The sequence below is a fragment of the Rhodopirellula sp. UH5 genome, assembly GCF_056839225.1.
Genome location: NZ_CM166390.1, coordinates 549845 through 561482, shown reverse-complemented (window position 1 = coordinate 561482; position 11638 = coordinate 549845). Strand labels below are relative to the sequence as shown.

At 57.3% G+C, this 11638-nt stretch carries 8 protein-coding genes; 2 read left to right on the top strand and 6 right to left on the bottom strand.

Annotated features, from left to right (window positions below; translation table 11 throughout):
* Positions 1–112: 112 nt before the first annotated feature.
* The 3 genes from UH5x_RS02040 to UH5x_RS02030 all read right to left on the bottom strand — a co-directional run bounded on the left by UH5x_RS02040 (position 113) and on the right by UH5x_RS02030 (position 3935).
* The gene (locus UH5x_RS02040) at positions 113–853 is read right to left on the bottom strand and encodes an SDR family oxidoreductase (protein WP_047816167.1); all 741 of its coding nucleotides are present in this window, start codon (positions 851–853) and stop codon (positions 113–115) included.
* Positions 854–1024: 171 nt separating this feature from the next.
* A complete protein-coding gene (locus UH5x_RS02035) occupies positions 1025–2368 on the bottom strand; it encodes a Gfo/Idh/MocA family protein (protein WP_482634533.1) in 1344 nt (447 codons plus the stop codon).
* A gap of 340 nt (positions 2369–2708) precedes the next feature.
* Positions 2709–3935: a hypothetical protein gene (locus UH5x_RS02030; protein WP_482634532.1), complete on the bottom strand. Its 1227-nt coding sequence runs from the start codon at positions 3933–3935 to the stop codon at positions 2709–2711.
* A gap of 313 nt (positions 3936–4248) precedes the next feature.
* On the opposite strand from UH5x_RS02030, the gene UH5x_RS02025 reads away from it, so the two are divergent.
* Positions 4249–5658 (top strand): hypothetical protein, encoded by a 1410-nt coding sequence (locus tag UH5x_RS02025; protein ID WP_482634531.1) that lies wholly within the window; start codon positions 4249–4251, stop codon positions 5656–5658.
* Between the two features lie 106 nt (positions 5659–5764).
* On the opposite strand, the gene UH5x_RS02020 is transcribed toward UH5x_RS02025, so the two are convergent.
* A complete protein-coding gene (locus UH5x_RS02020) occupies positions 5765–6655 on the bottom strand; it encodes a glycerophosphodiester phosphodiesterase (protein WP_482634530.1) in 891 nt (296 codons plus the stop codon).
* 6 nt (positions 6656–6661) lie between these two features.
* Positions 6662–8080, bottom strand: a complete 1419-nt coding sequence (locus UH5x_RS02015) for a DUF1598 domain-containing protein (protein ID WP_047816172.1) — start codon at positions 8078–8080, stop codon at positions 6662–6664.
* Positions 8081–8602: 522 nt separating this feature from the next.
* Between UH5x_RS02015 and gnd the strand changes: the two genes are divergently transcribed.
* On the top strand, positions 8603–10081 hold the full coding sequence (gene gnd / locus UH5x_RS02010) for a decarboxylating NADP(+)-dependent phosphogluconate dehydrogenase (RefSeq protein ID WP_047816173.1): 1479 nt from the start codon (positions 8603–8605) through the stop codon (positions 10079–10081).
* 210 nt (positions 10082–10291) lie between these two features.
* Here gnd and UH5x_RS02005 read toward each other — a convergent pair whose 3' ends face one another.
* Positions 10292–11404, bottom strand: a complete 1113-nt coding sequence (locus UH5x_RS02005) for a hypothetical protein (RefSeq protein ID WP_482634529.1) — start codon at positions 11402–11404, stop codon at positions 10292–10294.
* Between the last annotated feature and the right edge of the window lie 234 nt (positions 11405–11638).

Sequence of the window (11638 nt, the reverse complement as noted above, 5' to 3'; positions counted from 1 at the left end):
CTGCTTAATGGTTCTTGGGCAAGGGATGTTTGGCTTCAAAACGCCCGTATTTACAACGCAAAGGGCTCCCAGAAGATGTGGGGTACAAAAAGGCACTCCTGCCCGTCCCTGCCTAGAATTCTTGGACGGTTGGCCGAACGACGATTTCGTTGACGTCCACGTCAGCCGGTTGCGAAATGGCGTAGGCAATCGCGTCGGTGATCGCGGTTGGTGAAATTGCCATCTTGTACATCTCATCGACGGTTTGTGAACTGGCGCCGTGGGAGGTTCCCTGCTTCAGTTCCGTGTCGATCAATCCCGGCAGGATGGTCGTGGTGCGGATCGCTCCGCCGACCTCTGTTCGCAGCCCTTCGCTAATCGCACGAACCGCGAATTTTGTTCCGCTGTAAACGGCACCGCCACCCACCACTTTCAGTCCCGCGACGGAACTGATGTTGATGAAATGCCCGGTGCCTTGACTTTGAAAAATCGGCAAACCAGCGGCAATGCCATACAGCACACCCTTGATGTTGATGTCGATCATGCGTTCCCATTCGTCAACCTTCAGCTCGCTGAGCGGGGCGATCGACATGAGGCCTGCGTTGTTGATGACAACATCGACGCGGCCGAACGCATCAACGGCTTTGTTGACCAGTGCCTGCACTTGCTCGACATCGGTCACGTCCGTTGCGAGTGCTTCCGCTTTGCCGCCATTTTGACGGATCTCGGACACGATGGCGTCCAGCCTTTCGATGCGGCGAGCTCCCAAAACGACCGCTGCGCCTTGGGAAGCCAAATGGCGGGCGGCGTCTTCACCAAGTCCACTGCTGGCTCCGGTGATAACAACCACTTTGCCTTCGATGTTCGTACTCATGCTATTTCCTCGATTGGATTGTCTGGGATCGGATGCTTCTGCCGCTCGTGATTGTCGGCAAACGCTCGATTGAAATATGCAGAGGAGGCAACCGACCGCCAAAGCGGCCCCAACAGACAACCCTGCGTCCAACCGCAAACACGCAGCAGGACGCGACCTCCAGCTCGTCGACTAGATCCAGTCGGGTTCCCAACCTTTGCGATACGGCTTGGTAACCCACTGCTGAGCGTCGGCGTGATTGGTGATCTTCATCGCCTCCGCGTCCCACTGCAGTTCTTGACCAGGGAACCGGATCCCGATGGTTCCCAGCAAGACCGTTTCTGTCAGCGGCCCCGCATAGTCGAAGTGCGAAGTCGTTTCTCCCATTCCTCGGCAAGCGTCCGCCCACTGGGTGTAGTGGTCGACCGAAGGGATCACCGGCAGATCCTCCGCAACGGATTGATCCGCACGATAAAGCACAGGCATCGCAACATGTGGAATCACCAACGATCCCTTTTCACCAACCAGCACCGATCCCGCGCCGGGAAGTTTCGCGTCATCGGGAAGGTGCGTCAGACGCTCACGTGGTGGCGACGCACCGACACCGTCGTACCAAGTGACCGACAGCGTTGAATCCGCCGTGTACTGAGTTCCCGGAAATTCGTATTGCACCGTCGCTCGATCGGTCCAGGTCTCTGGCATCAATTCGGGTGCGTCGACGATCAGCTTCGTTGGCGACTGGATTTCTAAAGCTTTGAAGACCGGATCCAGGATGTGACAACCAAAGTCGCCCAACTGCCCGGTGCCGTAGGCTTGCCATCCTCGCCAATTGAACGGGTGATACATACCAATCTTGTAGGGACGTTCCGCAGCCACGCCTTGCCACAAATCCCAGCGAACATTTGCGGGAACGGGATCGCTACCGCTTGGACGCGGAATGTTTCGCGGCCAGGATGGGCTTCCACCTTGCCACGAGTGCACCTCGCGAACCTTGCCAATCATTCCTTCATGAACAAGGTGGACCGCGGTGCGATAGGCCGAATGGGATTGAATTTGATTGCACATCTGAGTCACCACCTCAAACTTCTTGGCTGCCTTTTTCATCTGGCGAGCTTCCGTCACCGTGTGAGTCAGGGGCTTTTGACAGAAGACATGTTTCCCCAGCTGAATCGCCGGCAGGGAAATCGGTGCGTGCATGAAATCTGGCGTGGAGACCAGGACGCCTTGCAAATCATTGCCTTCATCCAGCAGTTTTCGCCAATCGGTGTAGCGCCGCGCCGATGCGAATCGTTCTGCGGCTTGGCCAAGGTGCTTGGGCGAACTATCAATGTCGCACAAACCGATCACGTCCACCTGCGGGCTGGCGGCGACACCTAGCAAATCGCTCCAGCCTTTCCCGCCGGTTCCAACACTCGCGATCTGAAGCCGTTCATTGGCTCCGTGAACACGCGAATACTGCGTTGCAGAGAGAGTGATTGCGGTTCCGGCAATCGCAGTGGACTTCAAAAACGAACGTCGATTCTTGACATCGCGCATGGCAAGTTTCCATTCAAGGCGGGGGAGGGAAGGTAGGCAGGCAATCGCCGCGGCGACTGGGATCTGCATGATACCTCATCTTCCGGCCTCAGGAGTGCAACCAGATCCACCGCTGAAAACTTGGATCGCGTTGGTCGACGGCTTCCCTCAGAAACACGGTCGCCCGCGGGAAACGCGAATCCAATGGGCGTCTGTCCGAACGCTTGGCAAGCCGAACGGCTGAGCAGGCAAGCCACATGGATGAAGAAGTGTCCCATGCGAACGAAAAAAAAGCCGGCGAGGTGAATTCACCTCGCCGGCTTCGATCATGTGATCAGCTAGCAGTGGGACGGGAACTGAATCAGCGGTTCAGTTCGATCCCGAACGTTCCACCTACCGCCAAGAAGCTTTGGTCGGATGATCCGATCTCGGTCAGTGCATCGTCTCGGTGGGAGGCTCGTCCAAGCCCCTTGGCCAAGTCGAAGATTTGGAATCCACCTCGAACATGAATCATGTTGGTCAGCTGATATCCCAGATCGGCTCGCACGTCGTATCCGATGAAGAAGGTGTCATCGCGGTAGTGCTCGACCTTGCTCTCGGTGCGGTAGAACGACGTGACGTCTGAGTCAGAACCGAAACCATCGTAGAACGTGTTGTCGGCCACTGCGTATTTCGACGCATGCTGAAGGTTGACACCGCTGAAGGCCCGGAACTCCGCCGAATAGCGGAAGCGGTTGACAAACTTGAAGTATCGAAAACCGAGTTGCATCGTGTACATCTCGTTGTCAACTTTTGTAATGTCCTGGTCCAATCGTTCATACGCATCGTCGCTGACACCAAGGTCGACGAAGTATGGGTTCTCGGTCAGTTCCGTTGTTCCCGGGAGAATCGCCGCACCGTCTTCACGAGTCCGTGAGTACCTGCGTGTCACCGCTTGGTCGTCCAATGTGACGAACCGGACACCGACCATCGGCTCGAGGATTCCACCGTAGTGATACGGTTCCATTCGCCAAGTCTTGTTGATTTCGTAGCTGTCGTATTCGACGAAGTTGGTCGAGCGACCGATTTCGTAGAACCGCGTGTCGTAACCAAAGTTATTGTTGTCGTCGGTGAGCACGTTGGTGCCAAACTGGCCGCCGGGGAATTCCGGATCCCCCTCCAACTGACTCACATTGAGGCGGTTGATACGCTCAGCTTGAGTGTATTCAGCCGCATGAATGTCCAGATCCGACCAGCCGAACAACCAACCGTTGTCCTCTCGCGGCTTCATGTAGCCAAACTCGTAGCGATTTCCCTCGCCAATATCGAGTTGGTACTCGCCACTGTCGCCTCCGACAGTTGTCGCTTCACCCTCAGGGCGTTTGCCCCACAAGTGCAGCTTGTCATAAGTTCCGAACCAGCCCGTGTGAGCCCGTTTTTTCGGTTTTGCATCCACGATGTCAGCATCGTAGATTGGTTCAAACCACTGAAAGTCAGGGTCAAACGCGAAAGGGTCCGCCAATGCATGTTCCTGGGCGGACACCGAAGCGCCACCAGCAAAAACCGCCAGGGCTGCCAATAGTTTTGCAGTCAGCTTCCGTACCGACATCGTTGTTCCACCGTCATGCTAGGAGTTGCCGTCACGTTCAATTGAGAACTGGCTCAACCAACGTCACTGCTGATCACTGTTAAGTCCCGCCGCCGCCCCACTTTCTGAGCAAACCGCATTGGGTTGTGCCGGTAGTATCGGTTCGTCTGATCGAAAAGGCTTAGCCAGATTGCTGGTCAAAACGGTAAAACCTTCAAAAACTGATCCACCGAACCTTTCGTTTCGAACGTCATTGCTCCCCCAGCCGGCATATTCCCCCCGTTTCTGTGGGCATTTCGCCAACCAGTGAAGGCTGGCCGTTTTCGAATTGATCTTGTTGTCGGAACGCATGGCCCGGCACAATCCCGCCATGCTGACGTCCCCTTCCGAATCGCTTTCCACGGCCGATACGCCGAACCCCTTCTCAATTGCCTTGCCTCCCGCCGGTGGAGCCAAGCAAAGGTTCGTCCATGCCTTGCAATTCCTGGCGATTGCTGCCGGAGTGACTGCCATCTGGTTGTTGGCCACGGTCTACGGCAAACAGTATCTGTTGAACCAACTCGTTCAAGAGTTGCCAACGCTCGACGCCACCGAGAAAAGCGATCGGTTGATGCAGATCGCGGGGTTTGGAATCGAAGCCATCCATCCCCTGTCCAGCAGCTTGATGGACGACGAGGACGCCGTCTCGGAAGTTGCCTTTGGTTTGCTGAACCAATTGCAAAACGACTGGACGACTCTCTCCCCGGAATTGGCCGCCCGATCACACCAAAAACTAATCGAAGGCATTCGCGCGAACTTGCAAACGAGAACACGCGCCGACTGGACCTCCCGGCAAACCGCTCGGTCGCGTTCTCTGCTTCGGCAAACCATGTTGGAGTTTGCCGGCACGGAAACACTCGGCGAGTCGGAAGTGGACGAAGAAGTCCGACAACTGATCGCATCCGTGTCACAATCGTCACGCGAGACGTTGGCACAACTTGATCAACCGACGATGACACTTGCCAAAACGCCGGTCACAACAGCCGACGTCAACGAAATGCCCAGTGCCGACACGGAATCCATGTGGACCGACTGGCCACCATCACGTCCCGTCGAAATCATTCGCTCGGGGACGTCGAACACTCAAGCAGTCCAGGTCCGCGAAACGGCCACTCGATTGCAGACGCAACCGTCCAACGCTTCGCAACAAGGATCCAACGTCCAGCTGGAAAGCGTCCCCGAGGGGGTCACGGTTCCTTTGACACAGGTCCCCGGTTCACCGGACGCGTCACTCGCACAGCACCCCACCGAAGGGCCGCGTCTGGCAAAGTCCACCGACGGACGAGTCCTACGGGTCAACGCGGAACTGACCGGGTCACCGTTCACCGCCATGGATGATCAAACCATCTTGCAACACTTGGGAAACCCCAACGCGTCGCTGGCCGAACAAGCTCGTGCAGAATTGATCGAACGCGGTTTTTCGAAGGTTCAATTGGAATTCGGGACAGCGATCGCCGTCGCGGAACCCAACGATCGGATCACGTTGATCGATTCGATGCTGCAATCCGGAGGTCTCAACGCTTGGCCTTGGCTGTCGATGCTGCTGGACGATTCCGATCGCCACGTTCGATTGCATGTGATCACAATCCTGGCACCATCGAAGAACCGAACGGTCCAGCAACGCCTGCACGAACGCTTGAAAGTCGAATCCGACCTTCACGTTGCGACCAAGATTCGCAAGGTCCTCGACCTCCGCGGAAACTGATCAACAGCCCGCCAACAGCCCGCCAACAGCCCGCCAACAGCCCGCCAACAGGGCATGCCTCACAAGGCGGCCCCGTCGACGATTCAATGGCTTTGGAAACCTGTGTTCAATCCTCCAAAGCGGAGCGAATTTCAGCAGGGCGGTTGGTGGTGATGCTCTCAAAACCGAGGCCGACCAATTGTTTGGCAACCGCAGGTTCATCGATGGTCCAACCATGCATGCCACACCCCGCCGACCGAACGGCATCGCAGAAGTCCTGGCTTAGAACCGGACCAAGCAAGTCGGCTCTGACTTGCGTTCCAAACCCAGTGGCATCGGTTGCCTTCAGGCTCTTCTGAACGCCATCGCCCCCTGGGGTCCAACTGCCGTTGGCTTGCTTCTTGTACGAGGTCAACCAATTGCAGTCGTAAGGCATCATCTCACGAGCCTGACGAACAACTTCCTGATTGAAGCAAATGATCGTGATCTGCTCGGGTTTGAGTGAGCAATCTTCCAATTGTTTCTTCAATGTTGGCAGGATCTCAGGCCCACATTTAATTTCGATGAAGATTCCCTTCCCATCGGGCACGGTGGCCATCACTTCTCCCAAAGTTGGGATTCGTTCGCCGGAGTAGCGTTCATGTTTCCAAGCACCGAAGTCGAGCTTGCGAAGCTGCTCCAGCGTCGCCTCGGCGACCGTCAACGATGAGCCAGGCGAGGTCCGCGTGGTCGTCTTGTCGTGCAAGCAAACGATCTCGCCGTCAGACGACAGATAGAAATCGCCCTCGATCGCGTCCGCGTTTTCTTCCCACGCTAAATGGAACGCAGACAGCGTGTTTTCCGGTGCCATATGAGACGCGCCCCGGTGGGCCACAATCATTGGCGTCGATTTTGGCGGCCTCACATTTTCGTTGGCGTCCACCATTTGCGGCGAAACCCCACTGAGACACGCGAACAAAGAAAAAGCCGCCGCGAAACGAGTCGCGACGGCGAAGAGAGTTGTGTCAATCAAAGTCATCTTGAATCAGTCCCACCACCATTGGCCGGGCGCCAATTGTTCTGGCCCCGAGGAATGTTTGACCTGCACGTGCTGGCCTTCAGTGTCGATTGTGACGTGGTCTTTCTTCAGTGCAATCCGGGGCTGAACGTTCACGCCGCCTCCCAATGGAGTCATCAAAGTGTTGCCTCGCCAGATCGCATTCACAGCGGTTTCGACCTTTTCAGGTGCGGTGTAAGTCTGCACGCTGACCTTGCTTTCGTCACCCAAAACTGGCATCGCCCAGTTGGCTTGACCGTAGAAGTCTTGCTCGTGGATGTAAGCGGCTGCGATCGAAAGATCGATCAACTGACGCAGTTCTGCGTACACGCGAACTCGGTCAGCAATCTGGTTGTACTTTTCGCTGAACTCTTTCGTGAACGCTTGGCTGGCTCGGTTCACGCGGCCTGTGCCAACGCGAGCACCGTCACCTTGGACACGTTCGTTGGCGCCAACCAACTGAACACCACGCTCATTGATTCGCATGGCCAGGTTGTCTTCGCTGACCGAGACACCGTCATAATTGGGTTGGAAGTACCAACGTTCCATCGAGTTCGCGGAGACGGTCACGGGATTGGTGCGTGAGACATAACTGCGGACGGGAACCGGCAATTGTTCCAAACCAATGCCGATCAACTTCATTCGGTAATCGGCTTCCACCAACACACGAGCGAAGTGACTGGCCGCTGGGATGCCTTCGATCGTAACGGTTTGAAGCCCCAAGTTTTCCTTCAGGCCGCGAACGAGCTGCAAGGTGTCACCGCGACCGGCACGCCCACCAACTCGCATCAGAAACTGCTGCATCCGCTGCAAGCCTTCCGGGGTTGGGTCAATCGAAACCGAAATCACTCGAGCCGGTTTGCCTTGAGGTGGGAACGCTCGCAATGCAACCACGACGTCTTCCAACAAAACACTGGGACGTCCCGACTGCATGCCGACAAAGCGATCAGTCGCATCCGCCACGTAACCTTCGGCTGGCCCCGCCAGAACGATGTCGTTTGTTTCGGGATAGAAGAACACGTACTGAACCGAGGTCAGCCCAGCCATCGCCAGCATTTCAGCTGGCAGCGGCCGATCAGCTTCGACGTACTCGGAAATCGCTGCTTCGAGGCGATTCAGCGAAACCTTTCTCAGCTCGCTGGTTTCCATCGACTCGCCAGGAGTCGCATTGGCTCGCGATTGCATCCATTGCTGCCGAGCCAATCGTGGGTCGATCGTCCGGACTTTCAACACGCCGGTCGCATCGACGTCGACACCAGCAGGCTGGCTGCCGAAGTTATTGGTGGTGTCTCCGCCATCGCCGCCGTCTTGGCCGAAGCTGGAGGGAGCCAACGCAATCGCCAACAACGCTGCGAACGCGAAACTGGCCAAGGTGCGAATTCGAGAGTGGCGATCGATCAGTCGCATCGGTGGATTCTTTTGCAGAGAAGAACGTCGAGAGTGAGAATGAGGGCCGTCGTCGATCGGATCTCGACCGGCAGCCGAACCCCAGTCTAATAACGCGATTGGAAAACCTCAATGAAATTCCGGAGCGCCATTTCCTTCCCCGGGACTGGACTCTCCCCGGCGGACTCCGTCGGCCCAACGAAAATCTCTTTTGGGAGTCTCCCTGGAGGCAACGGCTCTCCATCGCAACGACAGCGTCCACGGCCCCAAGGCACCGGATTCCCCGTGCATTTCGGTGCATTCCCGCCCAATCAGGCCGCTTTCGGGAGGGATGGATGGCGAGAATGAGACGGATGCAGCGGTTGCGCCAACGGAGAGGGAAAGTGTATGGAGCCAATTGGTGGCAGCAATCGTCCCTTGGGCCTTTTCGCCCCGCCCCAGTCATTTACACTGCTGGCCCCCGCGTGAGCCGCTGCGGCACGCTTGGATCGCCGCAAACCGGGCCATCACGCCCCCATCTAACACACGAACAAAAGTACAGCTATGAGTGGTGATTGTGATTTCGGCCTGATTGGTCTGGCCGTCATGGGCGAAAATCTGGCCTTGAACGTTGAGAGCCGCGGCTACAAAGTCGCGGTCTACAACCGCACCACGTCCAAAGTTGACGCTTTGATGGAAGGTCGTGCGAAGGGCAAGAACTTCGTCGGCTGTCACTCGATCGAAGAATTCGTCAAATCCGTCAAACGGCCTCGCAAGTTGATGATGCTGGTCAAAGCCGGCCCAGCCGTGGACGCCTTGATCGAGCAACTTCTGCCGCATTGCGAACCCGGCGACATCATCATCGATGGTGGCAACGAGTACTACGTCAACACGGAACGTCGCACCAAACAGGTCGAAGAAGCTGGCATGCTGTACGTTGGCTGCGGCGTCAGCGGTGGTGAAGAAGGTGCTCTCAAAGGTCCTTCGCTGATGCCCGGCGGAAGTGCTGCAGCATGGCCTCACATCAAAGAGATGTTCCAATCGATCGCAGCCAAGGTCGGTCCCAACAACGACATCCCTTGTTGTGAATGGCTGGGTGCCGGCGGTGCGGGCAACTACGTCAAAATGGTTCACAACGGCATTGAATACGGCGACATGCAGTTGATCTGCGAAGCCTATCAATTGCTGAAAGAACTCGGCGGCTTGTCCAACGACGAACTGTACGACGTGTTCGATGATTGGAACCGTGGTGAGCTGCAAAGCTATTTGATCGAGATCACCCGCGACATCTTCAGCGTCAAAGACGACCAAGGCGGCGACGGCTTCCTTGTCGACCAAATCATGGACGTCGCCGGCGCCAAGGGCACAGGCAAATGGATGAGCCAATTGGCTCTCGACCTGGGTGTCCCCAGCACGCTGGTCACGACCGCCGTGTTCGCTCGCGGATTGTCAGCCCAAAAGGAAGCCCGGACACGCGCCAGCAAAACCCTCAACGGTCCAGCTGAAACAGCCAACCCAGAAATGCGTGCGATTGCCGAATCTTTGGTCGGTGACCGTGCGGAATTCGTCGAAGCGGTTCGCCAAGCCCTCTACGCTTCGAAGATCGTTTCCTACGCCCAAGGCTTTGTTCAATTGCAAGCCGCGTCGGCCGAGCACAACTGGGGCCTCGACTACGGAGCCGCCGCCCTGCTGTGGCGAGGTGGTTGCATCATCCGTGCTCAATTCCTGGATCGCATCAAAGAAGCCTTCGACGCCGATCCCAACTTGGAAAACCTGTTGTTGGCCAAGTACTTCGAAGACGCTGTCGAAAACGCGCAAGCGAAATGGCGAAAAGTCATTGCCGTGGCTTCGGTCATGGGAATTCCCGTTCCCGCGTTCAGCACCGCGCTCTGCTACTACGATGGCTACCGCCTGGAACGCTTGCCAGCCAACCTGCTACAAGCCCAACGCGATTACTTTGGTGCTCACACCTACCAACGCTTGGACAAAGAAGGTGCCTTCCACAGCGAGTGGATTCAGCTTCGCAAAGAGCCCAAGGCTTAGTTTGCAAGGGGCAAACGATTGCTGCCCCAGCGATTGATCCAACGCAGAAAAGGTCGGCTCCACGCCGGCCTTTTTTCGTGTGTGCAAAGAAGTAGGCAGCGACGTAGAAGTAGCCCGGACCAAGCGAAGCGTCGTTCCGGCAACTGATATTCCTTTGCCGAATCGGCAACCGATGCCCAACCATTCCCGCCTGCTACCGGGCGATCCACGCTACTCCACTGGCAAGCTGACGCGAACCACCGTCTCGCCCCACTCGACCTTCAAGCTGGCCTGCGTGGCAATCGACTGAGCCAATTGCTCGAGCGTCTGCTTCGTCGCATCAAGACTCACCAATGTTTGGCTGCGGAGGCTGGCTTCGTCATCGACGACCAACTTTTTGGCAGCCGCACCGGCGAATTGCAGCAGCACTTCGCGGGCTGGTTTATTCAACAGTTTCAAGTCATAGGTGGCGTCGCGGCCGGCCGCGGCCACTTGAGCGGGAGCAGGTGCCGCCGCCCACTGAGTCGCCAACGCGGCACGGTGCCCAGCTGGATGCGTGTGGATCCGCAACATCTTTTTGCGCGTCTTCGGATCCCGCCCGGATCGAAACGATGCCATCGCATCGACCGCCCGAACGGCTCGCCGCAACTCCGCCTCGCTGCTTTCATCGGCGCCATTGCTTTCCAGCGGGTAGACCATCAGGAAGCGAGTGTCTCGCCAATTTGATTGGTCGTCGCCGATGACCCGCACCGCTTCTGGCAGCACCCCATCCTTGGATCGCAATCGCTGCAGCGGCGTTCCTGGGCGGGCAGCCATTCGAAACTCCGCCAATGCCAATGAGGCCACGTGCCATGGATCGACTTGTTGAAATTTGCCCGCAGGCCAGACGTCATGCGGCAACCATCCGAGCCCGCGATCCTGTTTTTCACCCCCTGTTTCCGCGCCGCCGTTTGCCTGCCGGCCGGCCGCCACGTGAAGGACCGAACCGAGAGCGGTTTCGGATGCAGTGCCACGAGGCCACTCCAGATCGATGACCTGCGGCTTGGCCGAACTCACCAGGTTGCCAAGCGTCCGATCAATCCATTCGGGCCGCCCGACCAGCAAAATTCCCGGGATCGGAAAAGCTTCCCATCCCAGTGGACGCGTCAGTTGGGTCACCGCCTGCGCAGCGGAGCCTCCCGCCAAATTCAGAGACACTATTTTCCCGGGATCAACCTCGCCATCACGCCACCAGGTCCAGGGGCGACCAGGGCTGCCCAAACTCACCTGAGCGACAATCTGGTCGATGGCCTCGTCCGCCGATTGGCCGTCGAGCGTCACCGTGATCACAGTTCGCGTGAACACGGCGGCCTGAAGAGGCGTGTCCGATGGTGGCTGACTGAACGCCGATAAAGGCGACGCGACGAAAAAAACCACGCCCCAAAACCAAAGTGCAGAACGGCCTTGGTAAAAATTCCCCAGGAACTTTCCCGACGGTTTTCGCGGGTGACCCGAAACGTCGAGGACCGCAAGATCCAGCTCCTTTTCGCAATGACATCTGCTGTCAGCGAGGGGAAGACAAAGCGGGAGAAGCGGTTG